The organism is Bacillus sp. FJAT-18017 (assembly GCF_001278805.1).
Classification (GTDB): Bacteria; Bacillota; Bacilli; order Bacillales; family Cytobacillaceae; genus Bacillus_D.
The window spans coordinates 1,012,863-1,030,921 of record NZ_CP012602.1; the positions used below are offsets into that span (position 1 = coordinate 1,012,863).

An 18,059-nucleotide genomic window follows, 5' to 3' on the forward strand; every position below is an offset into this window, starting at 1 on the left:
GAAACCCGGCTGACTTACTTTTTTATTCTTTTCTCCATCTGTTCCGAAAGTTGCCTCGAATATGGGTTTCCTTCATTTTGCAATTGCTCAATGATGTTCTTGTAGTCCGTCTCATTTCGGTTCTGGCTTAATTTATACGCAGCCTGGATTTCCTCAACCTTTATCTTAAAGCCGACAATACCTTTTAATTCTCTTTCCAAAAGCTCAGGAGAAAGGTTATCCCATAATACAGGATTCTCACGTTTCAATTCATATTTTTCTAGCATTCGTGTTAAATCTTCTATCAGTTCCGCTTTGTTTAAAATAACAACCTTTCCATACATATGGACGGCCTGGTAATTCCACGTCGGAACATTTTCGTGGAATACCATGAAGAAGAAACATATGCATGGGGTCCCTGGAACATCACAAGCGCACTATCGCAGGTTGCAAAGGTCTTCCACTGAGGATTTCCATATGCCATATGTCCAGTAATATAGCAGTCATCGCCTTTTTTCACTACCCCTAAAGGCAAATGAGTCGCAATCGGCTTCCCGCCATCTGCTGTCACTAACGTTCCAAAAGAGTTCGTTTGGACAAAGTCCCATATTTCATCAGCATCTGTCACTTTAAAAAATTTAGGTACATACATCATTTTCACCTCGTTATTTTTCGATCCCTATCTCTTTGAGTAGGAATTTTGACACAACTTCCTATATCGGGCATTTAAGTAATACATTACTATTAAAGTATATACATTACTAAACTACAGTTGGTGACAGCATGAAAAAAATGTTTTTAATAGGATTACTGATTCTCATTTTTATGATAGTTTCTGCCGGGTGTGTAGGCGGGGTGAATGAGAGGGATTTAAAGAAACCGGTAGAGCAGTATTTATCAGAAGAGTATGGGTTAAATGAAGAATTCAAGTTTCTAACCTGGGATGATAATTGGTTTGAAGGAATTGATCATCAAACTGCGATAGAGATAAAAAAACCTTATCACACGACTATATTTATTACACTAATAAGAGATACGTTTGAAATCGATGAACAACATAGCGATAGTGTGTATTCCGAATTGTTCAAAGGGGCTTATATTCAACAAAACCCAAAGGTCACATCGGAATTGGACCGCATCATCAAGAAATTCGACTTCTTAGAAGAATCACCCGATGAATATGACGAGTTAAAAGGAAACTTCTATTATTATATAAATGCCAATATTGCAGAGGAACTAGAACAGCAGTTGGCAAAGCAATTCAAATCTCAAAAAACTATTAACACGAATGAATTATTACCCATATTGAAACCAAATCCCGACCCAACAGGAATGTGGAGCAATTTTGGTGTTATCAATTTTAACTTTTATTTCAAAACCACCAATGAAGAGGCTGCCGTCCCCCAGGCAGAAGAGGTTTTAGAAGAATTTAAGAATAGCAACGTGTTAACAGAGGGCTTATATAGTATTGAAATAATTGCAATCCTAACGAAGGGTGACTTAACCTCTATCGGGGATGATCCCCGCAATAGCGGTGTACAGTTCAGGGTGGATGCAAAGGGCAATATTAAGGATATCGAACTGTTGCCAACAGGTGATTTATAACAACAAACTGGGAACGGTTCATAAAAAGACGCTCAAGCCAAAATATCGGCTTGAGTGTTTTTCGTTAAGCTACAAAATTAGCCAAGTGTTTTAGTCATAATGAAGTCGATCTGCTCTTCATCGCCCATATAAAATGAGTGGGCTCCTGTTTGAACAAATCCCATTTTATTATAAAAGGCAATCGCGTTTTCATTCTTTTCCCATACGCCCAGCCAGATTTTCTTTTTGTTTCGTTCCACCGCAATGTCCACAGCTTTATTCAGCAGGTGCTTACCAAGCCCGTGTTTTTGAAAATTATTTCTTACATAAATCCTCTCAATCTCAAGTGAATCATTACCCATCTGTTCAGACTGGGCATCATTGGTGTTCACCTTCAAATAACCAGCAATCTCTTTATTGAAATAAACAAAAAAGAAATCCGAAGAATCAGTAGCTAGTTCTTTTTCTAATTGGGTTATATTAAACGCCCGTTCCAAATAAGCGTTCATATTTTCAGGTGAGTTCTGATGCGCAAATGTGTCATTAAATGTTTCATAACTGATTTCTTGAAGTATACGTGCATCTTCGAGGGTGCATTGCCTTATATGTATTGTCATTTTATAATGCTGCTCTCCTTTATCAATAATTTCGCTTGTTTCCTTTCCTTACAAAGATTTCTACAAAAACAGCCTCAATCCTTCTTTGGTAAACTAAGGGCGGTTCCCCGACTAATCTTCTTTAACATTTAAAGCAAAAGCGTAGCTTGCAGTGCCTTGTCCCCAGGTTGCAAGGACTTCGTAAATTGCTTTTCCTTTAAATCCAGAAAGAACAACCGTGTTGTCGGTACGTATGATGTCATTTTGAGAATTCCAAATCCTAACCTGATAATGTGCCGGCTGTATTTCAAAGTTTAATCGAACTTTTGTATTTGTATTTACATTTACAACTTTTTGCCCCTCTACTAGATCTGGTGGTGCTGCTGAATCCGCATGCTCACCTGTTGCGGTACCATCGCCACGGTCATAACTCCAACTATACGAACCCAGTACCGGTGTGATAGTTTCCTCACCAACAGAAATAGTCAAACCGGGCGGACTTTTAAGAGGTGTTTCTTCATCTATTGGCTCTCTAGCATCCGTACAACCTAAAAGTAATAATAGTGCTAGTATGCTAAAAACAAAAATCATCAATTTCATTTTCATATATTTATTCAACGCTAACCGTTTTGTATTAATCATAATATCCTGAGCCCGTGTATTCCTCTGTTTGCTGGGCATACACGTAAAATGCACCTACAATTTCATCCATACCGACCACAATATAGGGATTGGCATCATCGGTACTTTGCTCGGTTTCCTCAATGGTTATAGCTGTATCCTTACTGGATGTATGGACCTCAACTAATTCAAGTTTCTTTCCTTCTTTTCCTAATGAAATAACGACTGCCTTTTTGCCTTTAGCGATTGTAAACACCTTATATCCTTTATAATCTTTTTTGTCGGTTTGTAATTGATTAACATATGCTTGGATTTCGGGGCTTTTGCTTATTTGATCGTTTTCAAGTACCCACCAAGATTCAGTACTGTTACTGCATGCCGTAGTAAGTAGTAATAGTAGTACAACTAATAGAAAGTTCCTTTTCACCCAACATTCCTCCCGTAATTTCTTTTTTGTTTATAGAAAAAATACCCAGTAACTATATTTTAATCCTTAGACCCTCTAGGAAAAAGGTTCAAATTGGAAAACTTGTTCCATTGGTTGAAATTTCTTTTGCCATTGTGAAAAAAATGGATATAATAAAGGATAATACACGTGAACGTCGATGATGAAGAGAGTAGTTGTTTGTGGAGGCAAAGCGAGCCGGGGAGAGTGGGAGCCTGGTGCGAAGCAAATGATGAACCGCACTTTTGAGATGCTTTCCTGAAGTCAGTAGGGAGGGCCGGGGAGAGACCCCGTTACCAATGTCGAGTGGTTTTTGCTGATGAGCAAAAACAAGCAGAGTGGTACCGCGGGAATACAATCGAGCTCCCGTCTCTTTTTTAACTAAAAGAGGCGGGAGCTTTTTATTTTGGAGGGAAAAACAATGGAATTTAAAACTGACTTTGCCGGGATTCTGTACGATGCCTTGGATGGGCAGCTGGAAAAGACGAAATTGATTCAGATGATTGAAAAGCCTAAATTCGAGAACATGGGAGATTTGGCGTTTCCATGTTTCGAGCTGGCGAAACTGTTCCGGAAATCACCGCAGATTATCGCAACAGACCTGGCCACGAAGATCAAAACAACTCTTTTTGAAAAAGTAGAGCCGGTTGGGGGCTATGTGAACGTGTTTCTCAATAAGCCAACCGTTTCGCAGCAAGTCATCCAAAAGGTCCTCTCAGAAAAAGAAAACTTTGCGGACTTAAATATTGGGAAGGGCCAGGTGATGACGATTGATTTCTCGTCACCGAATATCGCAAAGCCGTTTTCAATGGGGCATTTGCGCTCGACTGTTATCGGCAACGCTCTAGCATTGATTGCTGAAAAATCAGGCTACCGCCCAATCCGCATCAACCATCTGGGTGACTGGGGTACTCAGTTCGGAAAGCTGATCGTTGCCTATAAAAAATGGGGAGACGAAGAGGCTGTCAGAAAGCAGCCCATCAAAGAACTGCTGAAATTATATGTCCAATTCCATGACGAAGCCGAAAAGGACTCCGACCTGGAAAATCAAGCCCGTGCCTGGTTCAAGAAGCTGGAGGATGCTGATACTGAAGCAATCGAGCTGTGGGAATGGTTCCGCGACGAATCTCTTAAGGAGTTTGCGAAAATCTATGAGCTGATGGGAATAGAGTTCGACTCCTATCACGGGGAAGCATTCTACAACGACAAGATGAACAGAGTCGTTCAAATGCTTGAAGACATGAAGCTTCTCGAGGAATCGGACGGAGCACAGGTTGTTCCGATCGAGGACCTGCCGCCATGCCTGATTAAGAAAAGCGATGGCACAACCCTTTATGCGACCCGTGACCTGGCAGCTGCCATCTACCGGCAGGAAACCTATCAGTTCGCAAAATCACTGTATGTTGTCGGCAATGAACAAACGCTTCACTTTAAACAGGTATTCTCCGTGCTCGAAAAGATGGGCTTCGAGTGGCAAAAGGGAATGAGCCATGTGCCTTTTGGAATGATGCTGAAGGATGGAAAGAAAATGTCGACTCGGAAGGGCAAGGTAGTCCTGCTTGAAGAGGTTCTCAATGAAGCAATCGCACTGGCACTCGAGGATATCAAGAAGAAAAACCCGAACCTCGCTTCAAAAGAGGAGGTTGCCCGCCAGGTCGGAACAGGCGCCGTCATCTTCCATGACCTGAAAAACTTCCGCCAAAACGACATCGAGTTTTCGCTGGAAGACATGCTGCGGTTTGAAGGGGAGACCGGCCCATACGTTCAATATACCCATGCCCGCGCTGCTTCCCTGCTTAGAAAAGGGGAGTTCAAGGAAAGCACCACTCCGGTTAGCATCCCGGATCAGGAAGCGTGGCCTATTATTACGTCCTTGATTGCCTTTCCCGACGCAATCAAACGAGCAATCGAAGAATACGATCCATCACAAATCGCGAAGTACGTCATCGAATTGTCCAGAGCCTTCAACAAATACTACGCCGCTATCCGCATCCTCGATGACAGCGAGTACAAACAGGAAAGGCTATCGCTGGTGTATGCAGTGAAACTTACACTTAAAGAAGGGCTGCGTTTATTGGGATTGCAGGCGCCTGAGGAGATGTAAGACAATTACATTTGCTGGGGCGAGCCGATATGCTGGCTCGCCCTTTTTAGTGGTTATGAACACGCTTTTGGAAGTTGAACCTATATCCTTGGTGAAGCGCCATTAGAAAGGACACGGGCTAGATTGCCAATATGTAACAAGTTTAAATTCAGTGAGAGATCAATTTTTCAGCCTCTGCAATAATCGAGTGTATTAACGCTTCGGCCGTTTGATCTTTAGTCAGACGCGGAGATTGTCCGGACCAAAGGGACATAAAGTCTGGATTGTTTTGAGAGGAGGCGGCTTTCCTCATAGATTGGGTCAGGATATTTTGCACAGGGAAATCCGGTAATGATGATTCATGAATCTGCATTTCGTTAATAAATTTGTTTTTAATCCCCCGTGCCCATTTGCCGGAAAACGAGCGGGTCAGAACGGTCTCGTCCTCTTTGGCAGCCAGGATCGCTTTTTTGTAGACATTGTGGGCCCCGCTTTCAACACAAGTCAGGAACGCTGTGCCCATCTGGACCGCTTTGGCTCCCAAACAGAGGGACGCCATCAAACCTCTCCCGTCCATAATTCCCCCAGCAGCAATCACCGGGATGTTCACGTTATCAACAACCTGAGGGATAAGCGACATCAATCCGACGAGGCTCTCCTGGTCTTCCTGGAGAAAACTTCCGCGATGTCCGCCGGCTTCACTGCCCTGGACAACAATGGCATCCATGCCCGCTTTTCCCAGTTCAATTGCCTCCCTGACAGTTGTAGCCGTTCCAATTAACATGATGCCACTTCGTTTTAATTCCCCGATAACTTCCTCCGAAGGAATTCCAAATGTAAAAGAACATACAGAAACCTGCTCTTCAATAACAACTTTCACTTGTTCAACAAAGGACTGATAGACATCTGGAAAAACAGGAATCTCCGCGTCTGCGTTTTCCTGCAACCCCAATTGTTCACGGACAGGCTGCATTGCTTTTTGCGCCAATCGGACTTCCTCTTCAGTAACGCTAAAATCATTAGGAACAAATAGATTAATACCGAACAGGCCAGACGTCAGCTTCCTAATTTCTCTAATCTGAATCCGTAATTGCTCCGGGGACATATAGCCGGCACCTACCATTCCCAATCCTCCGGAATTAGAAACCGCCGCTACCAAACGTGAAGTCGTAATCCCGCCAGCCATCGGAGCCTGGATAATGGGGTATTCCATGTTCAATAGTTTAGTAAATTCATTGGTTAGCACCCGGCCACATCCTATCCCATGAAAGTTGAAGGTCGATACAATTAACTTGGAGAAGAAGAAATATCAATTAACAGTATATTAGAGTTTCCGTATTTTCGGTCGAGGCGATGGCAGAAGGGCGTACAGCTAAATGGACGGTTCTCGTCTCCCACTTCACCTATCCGCCAACTTCCCCTGCAAACCATCCCCGCTCCCATTAGCCTTTTTCTTTTTTGAGCATAAAAAATAGATATACGATGATTAGTAGATAGGTTATAATCCACCCTACAATCAATTGTGTCATTTCGCTGAAAGAAGTGTGCGACAATAGTAGGGTTGGCAGGTGAAGCGCGATTAAGACTACAAGCATGATGGCGGTTTTAGCCCGAATCGAAAAGAAGACGATAAAACCAAGAAAAAGTAAGCCAGTAATGATACTCCCCAAAGTGCCAAAATGTAATACGGGGGTAGGATAAAGTGAATCCGCAATGAGGGTGCCGACAAAAAAGAACGTACTTATAAATATTGGCACTAGTAAAATTAAAAACTCTTTTATTTTAGAAACTTGATTTCTTGCAGTATAGCGAAAAGCGAACAGTACACCTCCAAGGAAGAGAATACTATAGACAACCGTTCCTGCAATTTTTAATAGACTATAGTTCAATGTACCTTGCAGAAGATCCCCAAACACAAAATAGGACATAGCACCAATGATCACGAGAGGAACGTGTTTTGCCCATGCTTTATAATCCGTCTTCATTTCACTGGAGATACTCATCATATACTCCTTTGGGGAACCTCCTATAATTCGATCAATCGATTTCCCGTTTACTTCAGCTTCGTATAGGTGATCTTCAAGTTCTTCAGCAATTTCTTTAATTTCTTGATCATTTTTTCCACTAGAAAACAGGTATAGCCTTAGATCATCAATGAATTTCCTGCTCTTCTCGGATAGTTGAAGTTGTTCCATTCTTTTCACCTCATTCATTTCTTTCTTTCTTAATGGCTGCGTTAACACTTTTCTCTAGCTCATTCCATCTCAGGATAAAATCGGTTAAGGCTTGCTGCCCTTTCGCAGTTAATGAATAGTATTTTCTCTTCGGACCAGCTATGGATTCTCTGCGAACAAAAGTGACAAGCCCTTCACGCTGCATTCTCAACAATAACGGGTAAATCGTTCCTTCGCTGATCGTACCAAAACCATACTCGCTTAAACGCTCTGCCATCTCATATCCATAACACTCTTTCTCCTTAATAATCGCCAAGAGACACCCATCCAATATCCCCTTCATCATTTGAGTTTCTGACATTCATTTTCCACCATTCTAATTATCATGTATTACAAGGTATAGGGAAATCATACAAAAATTTACCTTGCAATGCAAGGGTAATGTGAATATTTTACATTATCTTAAAAATTTCTTTGAAGCCGCGATGATAATGTAACATTGGCCAGTGGGGGGGCCTGGCAAAATACAAGGGAGGCACATGATTTAATCATGGAAGACAGGAAACGCATGATGGATTTAAATGGGGGAACCGAAACTAGCTCATTAACTTTTAATGTCAGCATATGCAAAATTAAAGGCACCCCTAACTATCCAAAAGGGTGCCTAACATGGACGTCGTTACTTCACAGTGGCTCTGGCTTTTTTGAAACCGTCAAACGAATTAACGACTGCGGATACACTAAAGACGATGATAATTAAAGAGATTAGCCAAGAATCAATATGCTCGAACTCATTTTTGTAATGTAGAAATTCTGGATTGAATATATTAGGGGTTAGTAAAATAATGAAGAAGATCACAGATGCGACAAATTCATGTATGGCGTTTACGATTGCCAATTTTTTCGTCCATTGGCCTTTAATGAATTTATAGACCCACAATCCAATCTCGAAAGCGATCAGAGCTGCAACCAATGGCCAGTATTGAAGCCAGATTTCTTGATTGAATACCGGTGCAACGAATGTTAATCCGTCTTTTCCGCCTTCATATATGCCGATGAGGTGGTTCGCATAGAAGTAGAGGGTCGCCCATATTGCAGTCCACAATAATCCGAAAAACACTTCAAATTTTGAGATTGCCTTTTTCTTTGGAATATAGGCGATTGTTTTTAAATTCTCAGGTGTCCATTTCTTAAAAGTTGGAGATAACGGCTGATTATCTTTGTCTTTATCAACCCGCTCTATAATTGCGAAAACGACTGTCAACCAAAAGAAAGTCTGCATTGCTACATCAATGATTCTCACAATTCCAAGTCCGATGATATCTAAAACTATATTTATTACCGCTTCCTCGCCATTGAATCCGTTTTTATATTCAGCCATCACTGAAATGAAAGCAATCACCGCGGCAATCGGCAAAATCATTTTTAATAATGAAGTATAAACATCATAATAACGCGGCCCGATTAAATGCATCGGCTGGTCACGATACCCGCTGGCAAGTGCAACCGGGTTACCCATTTTTTGAAGCACTGCTTTCACGTCTTCATCATTGTAATGATCAGGCAGCATATCCCCAATGGTGGAACGCAGCTCAAGAGCAATATCCTCGCGACTTTTTTCAGGCAGTCTTCGCGTCACTTCCTGAATGTACACATCAATCAGATTCATTTTCTTCCTCTCCTTTGAGCAACTCATAGAGCTCTCTTGAATTTTTTAGCCATTCCTCTTTTAGCTGTGAAAAAATCTCCACTCCATAGTCACTTAATACATAATACTTTCGCGGCCTGCTCTCCGACGTGTCCCAACTGCTCGTAACGAGCTCCTGCTTTTCTAACCGGCGCAGAAGCGGGTATAAGGTGCTTTGGTCAATAATGATATTTGAACTTTCCAGCAGCTGTACTAATGAATAGCCATATTGAGGAGTACGTAACTGACTAAGTACAGCCAATGTCAATGTTCCTCTTCTAAGTTCTGTAATCAATGAATTCAGTAAAGTACTCATTCCACACCTCCTTTACTTATTACTGTATATCATACACTATACATTCCATACTATGCAACATACAGTATTGTAGTTCCAATAATAATATAGTTGGGTATGCTACACAATGGCAGATATATTTATTGGATATTTATGTTAAAATTTAAGGGGAGCCGGGTGAGACTACCAGAAGTATTATAGTTACAGCTTAGACCAGCAATGGAGGCAGGTTGTATGAAAAGTCTGGAGACAGTAGAAGAAAGAGAAAAATGGAAACGAGTAAAATCCAAAGGTAAGAAAATATATATTTTAAAGTCATTAATTTTATATGAAATCTTTGTATTGATCATTGCCACTATCTATTTGATGTTTGATAAACGAGACATCTTCTCCAATTTCCCTTTACTTATTTTCACCTATCTAGTGGCGATAATAGTCTATAGCCCACTGGGAATATGGGTTGGAAATAATAGCTGGAATGCCAAGGTTAGAAGATTTGAAGAGTAGGGAGGGCTTGTTTCTTTACTTGCATACATAGTTTAACCACTTGCTAACGGTGCGATTGCCAAAAGCAGCCGCTTTTTCACTACCGAGCAGGACAGGGTAAGATAAGGAGGGTTTTAATTGTTAAAGTTTTTACAAATCATTTTTACCATAACAGCTATTTCACTTGCAGGATATGTATTGATCACCGAGGATTATAAGTTTAACCCAGTTACGATGTTATTTTGGGGTTTAACATTGTTGGTAATAGGATTAAGAGTATTTCAAAAGGGACATAAAGCTATTGGTTGGCTAAGTATAGCTGTATTTATATTTATGATATTTGTATTAATTAAAAGTTACTTATTGAAGTAATGGGTTCAGTAAGTAAATGGTCGGTTCAACAAAGGAATTCAATAGGAGCCATTGGGGGGAGGTTGCCCGAGCATTCACACTTTCAATGTAAAAGGTCCGGTTTTCGAATTTGGAGACTTTTTAAAATTTTATAGGTAATTTCTACTAATTTTACCTATTTATATATTTTTTTATAAAAAAAGGAAGGTGGGTTAAACTTTTTGTAGAATATTCTAATTAATCGAAAAAAGGGGGTGTAAAAATGAAAATAACAGCAAAAAAGGTAGAAAAAGTTAAGGCAACAAAAGACCTTGATATGTGTTTCGGTAGTGTTTGTTAATTAATTTTATGTAATCCATTTAAGAGATATTGAAGGGCCATTTGGTCCTTCTTTATTTCATATTTACAATAAAGCGAGGAACATAATATGGTATATAAACCAAAATTCAATCCAATGTATCTTTATCACTTTATTACAAAGAACGAATTAAGAGTAGGAATAACTCCTGATAAATTGTTTGAAATCATAGATGAAACAGGTTCTATTCATCGTCTAATTACACTGATGGACGGTAAAAAAAGTGTTGCAGAAATAGCTAACATTATTAGAAATGAGTTTAGTGAAATTAGCCTGGAAGAAGTCGAGATAGCCATTCAAGATTTTAATGAGATGGGATTCTTAATTCATTCTGACAAAGACCAACATGACCTAAATGAAAGGGAATTAGAAAGATTTACAGGAAATATTAATTATATTTCACACTTCTGCCCGCCCAACCAAGACCCTGCCCTATTTCAACAAAAAATTTCTAATTCCAAAGTGACAATAATAGGAATGGGCGCATTTGGTTCCAGCTTGCTTATTAACTTAGCTGGTTTAGGTGTAAAGAATGTTAAAATTATTGACTTTGATACTGTGAGCTTAAGCAATTTAAATAGACAATTACTTTTTAATGAAAAGGATATTGGGCGACCAAAGATAATAGCTGCCAAGGAATTTATGAAGTTGTTCTATTCTGATATGAATATTGAGACTTTCGATCTGGAAATTAGAGATTCGCTTTCCATTGAACAAATAATTAAGGATTCAGATTTAGTTATCTTAGCTGCGGATCAACCTTATTTATTACTTCCAAGATGGGTAAATGAGGCATGTGTTAAGCTTAATATCCCCTTCATTGCAGGCAGTATAAATATAAAAATGGGAATGCTATATACCATTATTCCCCATGTGTCAGGGTGCGTAGATTGTATGCATTTGAATAACTGGAAGGAATCAGATAATTATTATTCAAAAGTAAATCATTTTCTTGACTTAAATTTCATTCCTGCTAACATGGCAACTGCCCCAAATTTGATGATGATTACAGGCATGATAAGCTCGGAAATTTTTAAACAGCTAACAGGCTTAAATGAACCAAAATCTGCTGGCAAAATGATCATGTTTGACTTCGAGACATTTGAATCTTCCATTTTAACTGAATGGGAAATTGACAAGGAATGCCCTACATGTGGCTCAAGTGGACAATTGAATCCACTGTTCCAACTGTTTAATCAAAAAGAATATTCTATGCGTCGCGTAGTGATGCGCTAGGAGAAAAATATGGAAATTACAAAAGATTGTGTATTCAAAATGCACAAACTTGAAAAGCGCAAGGAGAATGAAGAGGAATTTTTAATAGGAAGGCCAGATGTTAGCGACTTTGTTATACTACCTAACTTAGCAATAGAAATTATAGAATTATTAGATAGCGGATTAACAGTAAGCGAAATAGAAAAAGTAATGGCCGAAAAAGAAATAGATGTAGACGTAATGGATTTTGCTTCGAGTTTAGTAAATGATTTACTCTTTGTCCATATGGTAAATGGTGTTGTTGTAAATGAGGTAGTAAACGACAATGGACATTTTGAAAATATTTCAGAACATACGGCAAAAAGATTTTTTAATAGATTTGCCTTTGGAGCCTATTTACTTTTATTTATTGTCGGTGTTTCTTTTTGCCTTTACGACCATTCCTTTATCCCGAAATACCAGGATGCCATTGTATTTCCTTCTGTTACGTTATCACTAATCATTTCAACAGCGATTGGATGGGTGTTAATTTTCACCCATGAATTTGCTCATTTATTAGCAGCAAAATCTCTTAGTGTCAAAAGTAAAATTGGTTTAGGCCATCGTTTGGTTTTTCCCGTTGCTGAAACAGATATGTCTAATATTGTCCTTCTGCCACACAAAAGAAGATATAAGGCTCTGATTGCAGGAATGGCATGGGATGGGGCCCTTTTTGGATTAGGGGTATTTGTATTATTTTTAGGAAACTATGTTATAGAGTTAGATATATACTTTTTAAACTTAATTAAATTGATTAACCTTATTTGTGTCTTGGGAATAGCGTTTCAGTTCTTTTTTTATTTAGAAACCGATATTTATTACGTACTCACTACATTTTTTAAATGTAACAATTTAATCCATAATACCAGACTTTATGTGAGGATCTTGACAAAGAGAGCAAATCTGGAACAAAAGTTAGAATTTGAAAATATTGATTTAACTGAAAAGAAAATTATGAAAGGGTATATATGGATTTATATTATAGGTGTAATTTGGGCAATAACGTTATTCATGACCGTTACTCTACCGACGTTTATCAAATTTGTCTCTTTAACCCTTGTAAAAATGTTTAATAATCCATTCTTCTCGAGAGAATTTTTCGATGGCATTATCTTTATTCTTCTCTCAAGTATACCTTTTATAATTTTAGGTTGGTCTTGGTATAAGACTTGGAAGACAAATCAGAGCAGAAATAATAGAAGAGTTTCTTCAGAAGCTATATAAATTCCTATTCCGGTCCATAACTTCAGAGAACAGCTTATAAATAATAGACTCTAAACCTCTTATCAGGCTAAGAGGTTTTTTAGTTTATCTTTGATTGGGGAAGAGCGACCTTTAGTTTTAAAGAAGTTAATAGGGGGGACTTTGGATATTCTTCAATTGAAAAGGCGATGTTCCCTATTTTATTCTAACTGGGGATTTACTAATTCTGTGCTGGTGATAGTCATTTTTCGCATCAGTTCACGCCTAAGTTTTGGAGCAAGACAGCCTTCAAACAATAACTTGAGATAATTCAGCCGTAATACATGCCACTGCTATTTGAACTTAAGGAAATAACTCAAACCGCCATCACCCCACAACATGTTCTTTTTATTGGATAATAGCACTATATTTGTGAGGGACATGCAAGGGGAAACCGGCTCATACGTCCAATACACCCTGCCCGTGCTGATTCGCTCCTGAGAAAAGGGGACTTCCAGGAAAGCGACAATCCGAACAGTATTCCGGACCCGGAAGCATGTCCAATTATTACGGCCCTTATCGCATTTCCCGAAGCGATCAAACGAGCGATAGAAGACTACGACCCGACCCAAATTTCCCAAATTGCAAAGTACATCATCAAGCTGTCCAGAGCGTTCAATAAATATTACGCCTCTGTCCGCATCCTCTGTGACAGCGAACTGAAACAACAAAGGCTATCAGGTGAAACTTACCCTTAAAGAAGGAATTCGCTTATTGGGGCTCCAGGCGCCTGAAGAGATGTAAGCCCTGATATTATAAAAAAGGCGAGCTAGTTGGCTCGCCTTTTTTACTTATACATTGACAGTCTAATGAGTAATTCTCTGCTCGTGATAGTCTATTTTCAGCAAGAGTTGTTGTTTAAGCTTTGAATCAAGACAGCCATTAATCAATAACTTGAGATATTTCATCCGTAACACGTGCCACTGCCGTTTCACTCTTTGAAAATAACCCACAGCTATCACCCCCCGCACACCTCTTTTTAAGGATAATAGCACTATTTTTTTTAGGAGCCTGTCGATTCGTTCAAAATGGATTTAGTAAAAAAACGACCTATTTCATAAACTTGTCGTTTTATATGTTGGAGTTTTCTTGACTCTCCATCATCAGCTGAAAATTAAACGAAAGTTAAAAAGATGTGCTGTACCTATCAAACTTAGTAGTGTAGCTGCAGACACTAGGGCTTCCTCCTCTCCCTATTTTTCTTTATCAAGAACTATAAATAGCGCTTTTTAGCAGTTTCTATCGCTTATTGTCGAGCGGAATTCATTTAATTTAACAGTAGTTTAAAATATAATAAACCCATAGATGTTGTTCTTTATAGTGAATGGGTAGATTCACCTAACTTCATCTAGTAAGACAGGATGAGTATCAGCGCGCATTGATCTTGTCTAATATGGGAAGCGAAGATTTATAGCCTGTAAATGGACACTTGGGCTATAAGGAGCTACTAGTGTAACCGGCCCTCTAAGCTTGTATTCTGAGGGGAGAGATTGAGAAATGCAGAGAAAAAGTAGTTTCAAGAAAAAAGCCGCAGCTTCATTAACCGCACTTATGATTTCGGGATTAATACCAGCCGGGGCAGCATGGGCACAGGGAGAACTTGTTGCTGAAATGGTCGCTGAACAAGGTGTAACTATTTCAGGGAGACCAGGCGAGAATATTATGGTTCCGGTGAACATTTATGTGACTCCAAAGGGGACTGGAGAAACGAGCGCAGTTACCGTAACGGCGAACTTTGATGGTAAACCAAGTAAATCTATTACTTTCAAAGCAAATGAGTTTAATGTAAAAAAACAAGTTCTACTTGAATATACTATTCCGCAAACTACTGCTACAACTGTTAGTCCAATGGTAAAAATGACATCCACCGATACCACCGGAAATGATCAAGTAAGCAATGGTACAGCTGATTATGTATTAATTAATGTTATTCCTAATGATACAACGGCACCTACCTTAACCTTTTTAGACCAAATAAGTGGTATTTTTAATGTTTCCACACTTCCGTCCCAATTTAAATTTAGTCAAGATGAAGCAGGTGAAGTGTTTGTTAATGGTGAATCAAAAGGCACGTTTCCTGCTGGAGTACACCAATTTAATTTACCTGCTTCCTTACAAGGTAACAATAATGTTACTGTTACAGCTAAGGACGCTGCTGGCAATTTTAGTACACCAGTAAGCTTTAATTATTTCTATGACTCTATTGCACCAGAAGTAACGGCTACAGCCGACAGAGCTCCTAATTCTAATGACTGGTATAACGGAGACGTAGAAGTAACATTTGATGCAACTGATGTTAATGGATCGGGTGTTAGGTCTATCGATGATTCGGTAACAATCAGTACAGAAGGGAAGAATCAGGTTATTACCGGTAAGGCAACTGACATTGCAGGGAACGAAGGTACAGGCAGTATTACGCTTAATATTGATAAAACTGCTCCAACCATTGGTGGCTCCCCAGATCGTGTAGCAAATGAAAATGGCTGGTATAAAGAAGATGTAACTGTTAACTTTTCGGCAGAAGATAACCTATCAGGCTTAGAAGGCGATATTCCATCAGTGCCTCTCACTACTGAAGGTGAAAATCAATCAGCAAGCGGTACTGCATTTGATAAGGCTGGAAACAAAGTGTCAACAACAGTTTCGGGCATTAATATTGATAAAACAAATCCTGTAATTGCTGGTTTTAAAGATGGTGGTAACTACACTTTCACACTAAATCAAGCTGTCACTTGGTCGGCAACAGATGCTTTGTCCGGATTAGCAACAGATGCAACTGGAACAATCGACACGTCTAAGGTTGGTCCGCAAACAGAAACAATTACTGTAACAGACAAAGCAGGAAATACTGAAAGTGTAACGATTAATTATTCTGTCGAATACAATTACAGCGGGGTCCTTCAACCAATCAATAAGGACGGTTCAAGTATATTTAAAGCTGGAAGCACTGTTCCTGTTAAATTCCAGCTAAAAGATTCTAAAGGTGCTTTTGTATCAAATGCTACTGCATCTATTTCCCTTACAAAATATAGCGATAAAGTTTTAGGGGACAATGTAGAGGTAATATCAACTAGCGCAGCGACTACGGGAAATCTTTTCAGATATGATTCAAGCTCTAACCAATATATCTTTAACTTAAGTACAAAAGGATTAACAGCGGGTGCTTATCAAATCACTATTGTACTGGATGATGGTACAACTCAAACTATTAAAATCAGCCTAAAGTAATAATGAAAAATCTTAGTAAACTACAAAGAAACCACTCCGCTTTTTAAAACTGGGTTCGGCCTTCGAGTATAAAAACGAAATTAGCACGCCAACTAGCAGTCCAACTAAATTGGACTGCTTTTTTTTATAGAAGGGTTTTAATAAGGTGAAATAGCACTGCAATTCGCAACCGCTTTGACATGCTAACAGAAATTATTGGAGCAATGTTGTTGAAACAAAAAAATTATCGAAACACCTCAATGTGTAAAGGATTTCCAACTCATTTTATAGAATTATTCCTCAATATGACCTTAGCGGGAGGAAAATAATGAGGATTCTAAATGTTTTACTTGGAGGTATTTTAATAATACTCATTTTTATAGCTTACAAATTAACATTAATACTAAATCATTTATATCAAATCCCTGTTCCAGGCTTATAACGAATGTGTTGAGGGAAGGATTACCGTCAATTTTTATCTATAATTCCTTATTGAGCAGAGATTCGTTGAGGGTGGGGATGGGGGAGAGCTTAGGTGAAGATGTTTATAAAAAAAGTAATGTCAGCTTCTATTGTATCAATCATCCTTCTTATTATATTTACACTTTTCACCTTCGTTACTGGGGGATATAACCCAATGAATGTGGTCTATGTTTTTATGATTTATATTGTTCAAATTACACCAGTAGTTTTTTTATTTGGAATTCCTGCCTCTGTATTGATCGATATACTAACAAGAAGGCTTAATAACAAAGGCTTGGCCTCTATTTTTCTTTACATTCTTTTTGCTAGTATTGTTCCAGTTCTATATTTCAGTACACAACCCGGTGGTGGTATTACATTCGAATCTTTTATGGAATTTACAACGAGAGTCACAATAGAGCTTCTTTATGTCTTATTTATATTTTTAGGTTCTATAATATTTTGGTTTTTTGATAAAAAAATCGGAAATTTATAGCATGGAAGGTCAAGGACACAGGATGCCATGTATGCGGAAAATATAATTACTTATGAAAAGTGGAGGTAAGCCCTTATAAAACTTTATTAAAGCTTGCCCTTAGTACTCATAGGGAGTTGTTCAATTAGATTTTAATTTCAGATAAAAGGATATGAAATTTTTATATGGTATCGCAGATTCGAGTATATCAATATATATAATGTGGAATTCGCTTGAACTCTGCGCATACTTCTTTATTGATAATTTTTTATAGACTACTTATAAGATTAGAGGAAGTAAGAAAGGACCATTAAAAATGGTTTTACCGGTAGCCACTATCTATTTTACAGTTTCATAACTTCACTTGTTATACGAGCTCTTTTCCCAACCAGCCAAAACATGTTTAAGCAAGCAGGGATTGAACTGTTTTATTGACGGAATCCTTGTCCCGCGGACAGGTACGTTCTACCCCGGCTACCGTAATTTTAGGATTATATAAAAATGGTCACCAAAAATATCTGGCTGATCTTATAATACGAAAGGGTCGTTAATCTAGAAAGGATTAACCATCTTTTTTTATTGAATTCCTTGCTATCTTTGACGGGGTACTACAGTTACAAAATTGTTTTGCTGAATTATGCCTTTCTAACTTAACAATAATTAGGGAATTTCGATACATGTTATGAGTATCAAACTTTACTTAAATTGTAGAGGAATTATTCTTATAGGATTAGTTAATAGAGTTATTTCTGTCAATTGA

At 38.7% G+C, this 18,059-nt stretch carries 17 protein-coding genes, 1 pseudogene, 1 riboswitch and 1 other annotated feature; of the genes and pseudogenes, 9 read left to right on the plus strand and 9 right to left on the minus strand.

What is annotated here, in order from left to right; genetic code table 11:
- Nucleotides 1–14: 14 nt before the first annotated feature.
- Nucleotides 15–631: pseudogene (locus AM500_RS04705) on the minus strand (FMN-binding negative transcriptional regulator).
- Between the two features lie 131 nt (nucleotides 632–762).
- Between AM500_RS04705 and AM500_RS04710 the strand changes: the two are divergent.
- Nucleotides 763–1,584: a hypothetical protein gene (locus AM500_RS04710; RefSeq protein ID WP_053598182.1), complete on the plus strand. Its 822-nt coding sequence runs from the start codon at nucleotides 763–765 to the stop codon at nucleotides 1,582–1,584.
- Nucleotides 1,585–1,661: 77 nt separating this feature from the next.
- On the opposite strand, the gene AM500_RS04715 is transcribed toward AM500_RS04710, so the two are convergent.
- The 3 genes from AM500_RS04715 to AM500_RS04725 all read right to left on the minus strand — a co-directional run bounded on the left by AM500_RS04715 (nucleotide 1,662) and on the right by AM500_RS04725 (nucleotide 3,207).
- Nucleotides 1,662–2,180 carry a spermidine/spermine N(1)-acetyltransferase gene (locus tag AM500_RS04715; protein ID WP_053598183.1) on the minus strand — a complete coding sequence of 173 codons (519 nt, stop codon included), beginning with the start codon at nucleotides 2,178–2,180 and terminating at the stop codon, nucleotides 1,662–1,664.
- Between the two features lie 111 nt (nucleotides 2,181–2,291).
- Nucleotides 2,292–2,801 (minus strand): hypothetical protein, encoded by a 510-nt coding sequence (locus tag AM500_RS04720; protein WP_053598184.1) that lies wholly within the window; start codon nucleotides 2,799–2,801, stop codon nucleotides 2,292–2,294.
- On the minus strand, nucleotides 2,794–3,207 hold the full coding sequence (locus AM500_RS04725; protein WP_053598185.1) for a hypothetical protein: 414 nt from the start codon (nucleotides 3,205–3,207) through the stop codon (nucleotides 2,794–2,796). The genes AM500_RS04720 and AM500_RS04725 overlap by 8 nt, the downstream gene beginning before the upstream one ends.
- Nucleotides 3,208–3,376: 169 nt before the next feature.
- Nucleotides 3,377–3,602, plus strand: a binding site (T-box leader).
- Nucleotides 3,603–3,646: 44 nt separating this feature from the next.
- On the opposite strand from AM500_RS04725, the gene argS reads away from it, so the two are divergent.
- Nucleotides 3,647–5,329, plus strand: a complete 1,683-nt coding sequence (gene argS, locus AM500_RS04730; RefSeq protein ID WP_053598186.1) for an arginine--tRNA ligase — start codon at nucleotides 3,647–3,649, stop codon at nucleotides 5,327–5,329.
- Nucleotides 5,330–5,477: 148 nt separating this feature from the next.
- Here argS and AM500_RS04735 read toward each other — a convergent pair whose 3' ends face one another.
- The 5 genes from AM500_RS04735 to AM500_RS04755 all read right to left on the minus strand — a co-directional run bounded on the left by AM500_RS04735 (nucleotide 5,478) and on the right by AM500_RS04755 (nucleotide 9,485).
- Nucleotides 5,478–6,554, minus strand: a complete 1,077-nt coding sequence (locus tag AM500_RS04735; protein ID WP_053598187.1) for an NAD(P)H-dependent flavin oxidoreductase — start codon at nucleotides 6,552–6,554, stop codon at nucleotides 5,478–5,480.
- A gap of 196 nt (nucleotides 6,555–6,750) precedes the next feature.
- The gene (locus tag AM500_RS04740; protein WP_053598188.1) at nucleotides 6,751–7,503 is read right to left on the minus strand and encodes a DUF1129 family protein; all 753 of its coding nucleotides are present in this window, start codon (nucleotides 7,501–7,503) and stop codon (nucleotides 6,751–6,753) included.
- Nucleotides 7,504–7,513: 10 nt separating this feature from the next.
- Nucleotides 7,514–7,843, minus strand: a complete 330-nt coding sequence (locus AM500_RS04745; RefSeq protein WP_053598189.1) for a PadR family transcriptional regulator — start codon at nucleotides 7,841–7,843, stop codon at nucleotides 7,514–7,516.
- A gap of 318 nt (nucleotides 7,844–8,161) precedes the next feature.
- Nucleotides 8,162–9,151 carry an HAAS signaling domain-containing protein gene (locus AM500_RS04750; protein WP_053598190.1) on the minus strand — a complete coding sequence of 330 codons (990 nt, stop codon included), beginning with the start codon at nucleotides 9,149–9,151 and terminating at the stop codon, nucleotides 8,162–8,164.
- Nucleotides 9,138–9,485 carry a PadR family transcriptional regulator gene (locus AM500_RS04755; RefSeq protein ID WP_053598191.1) on the minus strand — a complete coding sequence of 116 codons (348 nt, stop codon included), beginning with the start codon at nucleotides 9,483–9,485 and terminating at the stop codon, nucleotides 9,138–9,140. The genes AM500_RS04750 and AM500_RS04755 overlap by 14 nt, the downstream gene beginning before the upstream one ends.
- A gap of 213 nt (nucleotides 9,486–9,698) precedes the next feature.
- On the opposite strand from AM500_RS04755, the gene AM500_RS04760 reads away from it, so the two are divergent.
- From AM500_RS04760 to AM500_RS04785, 7 genes are all read left to right on the plus strand, one after another.
- Entirely contained in the window at nucleotides 9,699–9,971 is a 273-nt protein-coding gene (locus AM500_RS04760) for a hypothetical protein (RefSeq protein ID WP_053598192.1), read from the plus strand.
- Between the two features lie 117 nt (nucleotides 9,972–10,088).
- Nucleotides 10,089–10,322, plus strand: a complete 234-nt coding sequence (locus tag AM500_RS04765; protein ID WP_053598193.1) for a DUF3953 domain-containing protein — start codon at nucleotides 10,089–10,091, stop codon at nucleotides 10,320–10,322.
- Between the two features lie 406 nt (nucleotides 10,323–10,728).
- Complete coding sequence (locus AM500_RS04770) at nucleotides 10,729–11,895, plus strand: HesA/MoeB/ThiF family protein (RefSeq protein ID WP_053598194.1); 1,167 nt, start codon at nucleotides 10,729–10,731, stop codon at nucleotides 11,893–11,895.
- A 9-nt stretch (nucleotides 11,896–11,904) separates the two neighbouring features.
- Nucleotides 11,905–13,137: a hypothetical protein gene (locus AM500_RS04775; RefSeq protein WP_053598195.1), complete on the plus strand. Its 1,233-nt coding sequence runs from the start codon at nucleotides 11,905–11,907 to the stop codon at nucleotides 13,135–13,137.
- 497 nt (nucleotides 13,138–13,634) lie between these two features.
- On the plus strand, nucleotides 13,635–13,853 hold the full coding sequence (locus AM500_RS26030) for a DALR anticodon-binding domain-containing protein (protein ID WP_231688157.1): 219 nt from the start codon (nucleotides 13,635–13,637) through the stop codon (nucleotides 13,851–13,853).
- A gap of 689 nt (nucleotides 13,854–14,542) precedes the next feature.
- A riboswitch (cyclic di-GMP riboswitch) is annotated at nucleotides 14,543–14,625 on the plus strand.
- 27 nt (nucleotides 14,626–14,652) lie between these two features.
- Nucleotides 14,653–16,383, plus strand: a complete 1,731-nt coding sequence (locus AM500_RS04780) for a PxKF domain-containing protein (RefSeq protein WP_053598196.1) — start codon at nucleotides 14,653–14,655, stop codon at nucleotides 16,381–16,383.
- Nucleotides 16,384–16,897: 514 nt separating this feature from the next.
- Nucleotides 16,898–17,320, plus strand: coding sequence for a hypothetical protein (locus AM500_RS04785; RefSeq protein WP_053598197.1), 423 nt, complete (start codon nucleotides 16,898–16,900; stop codon nucleotides 17,318–17,320).
- Nucleotides 17,321–18,059: the final 739 nt, after the last annotated feature.

What these genes read in the sequence shown, in the direction of transcription:
- AM500_RS04710 (WP_053598182.1), top strand. Translation starts at nt 763, where the DNA reads ATGAAAAAAATGTTTTTAATAGGATTACTGATTCTCATTTTTATGATA.
- AM500_RS04715 (WP_053598183.1), bottom strand. Translation starts at nt 2,180, where the DNA reads ATGACAATACATATAAGGCAATGCACCCTCGAAGATGCACGTATACTT.
- AM500_RS04720 (WP_053598184.1), bottom strand. Translation starts at nt 2,801, where the DNA reads ATGATTAATACAAAACGGTTAGCGTTGAATAAATATATGAAAATGAAA.
- argS (WP_053598186.1), top strand. Translation starts at nt 3,647, where the DNA reads ATGGAATTTAAAACTGACTTTGCCGGGATTCTGTACGATGCCTTGGAT.
- AM500_RS04740 (WP_053598188.1), bottom strand. Translation starts at nt 7,503, where the DNA reads ATGGAACAACTTCAACTATCCGAGAAGAGCAGGAAATTCATTGATGAT.
- AM500_RS04745 (WP_053598189.1), bottom strand. Translation starts at nt 7,843, where the DNA reads ATGTCAGAAACTCAAATGATGAAGGGGATATTGGATGGGTGTCTCTTG.
- AM500_RS04750 (WP_053598190.1), bottom strand. Translation starts at nt 9,151, where the DNA reads ATGAATCTGATTGATGTGTACATTCAGGAAGTGACGCGAAGACTGCCT.
- AM500_RS04755 (WP_053598191.1), bottom strand. Translation starts at nt 9,485, where the DNA reads ATGAGTACTTTACTGAATTCATTGATTACAGAACTTAGAAGAGGAACA.
- AM500_RS04760 (WP_053598192.1), top strand. Translation starts at nt 9,699, where the DNA reads ATGAAAAGTCTGGAGACAGTAGAAGAAAGAGAAAAATGGAAACGAGTA.
- AM500_RS04770 (WP_053598194.1), top strand. Translation starts at nt 10,729, where the DNA reads ATGGTATATAAACCAAAATTCAATCCAATGTATCTTTATCACTTTATT.
- AM500_RS04775 (WP_053598195.1), top strand. Translation starts at nt 11,905, where the DNA reads ATGGAAATTACAAAAGATTGTGTATTCAAAATGCACAAACTTGAAAAG.
- AM500_RS04780 (WP_053598196.1), top strand. Translation starts at nt 14,653, where the DNA reads ATGCAGAGAAAAAGTAGTTTCAAGAAAAAAGCCGCAGCTTCATTAACC.